Source organism: Pseudomonas meliae, assembly GCF_001400515.1.
Lineage (GTDB): Bacteria > Pseudomonadota > Gammaproteobacteria > Pseudomonadales > Pseudomonadaceae > Aquipseudomonas > Aquipseudomonas amygdali.
The window spans coordinates 8,492-9,040 of the sequence record NZ_LJQT01000036.1; the positions used below are offsets into that span (position 1 = coordinate 8,492).

Annotated in this window: 1 protein-coding gene; it reads right to left on the reverse strand. The window is 43.2% G+C overall.

The annotated features are described in order from the left end of the window. Positions 1 to 439 (reverse strand): dTDP-4-dehydrorhamnose 3,5-epimerase (gene rfbC, locus ALO64_RS01730; protein WP_044345278.1); only part of this gene is annotated, 439 nt, incomplete at its 3' end. Positions 440 to 549: the final 110 nt, after the last annotated feature.

Consider the following 549-nt stretch of genomic DNA (forward strand, 5'->3'; position numbering starts at 1 on the left):
TAGAATAAATCAGCGTCTCCTTAGGGTCATAATAATTAGTTGTCTTGTACAGAAATTCAGCACTGTCGCTCAGCACTATAAAGCCGTGCGCGAACCCTTCAGGTACCCACAGCTGCTTTTTATTCTCTTCACTTAAGTACTCTCCCACCCACTTGCCAAAGAAAGGAGAGTCTTTTCTCAAGTCGACAGCCACGTCAAAGACTTCACCTTTTATGACCCTGACTAGCTTTCCTTGTGGGTTCTGGATTTGATAATGCATGCCACGCACCACCCCGCCCGCTGACTTGGAGTGGTTGTCCTGAACAAAATTCACTTTGCGATTTACAGCCGAATCAAAAACCTGCTGATTAAAACTTTCATAAAAGAAACCCCGTTCGTCACCAAATACTTTCGGAGCAAAAAGAATAACGTCAGGTATTGCAAGCTTTATAGATTCCACCTTAACCTCTGAAAAATAACAGACAAAGCGACCCCTCACGATAGCATGGACAATACCTCCCTGGCTACGCCTTAACTTTAATTTAACTATTATCGTTAAGAGGGTGTAGA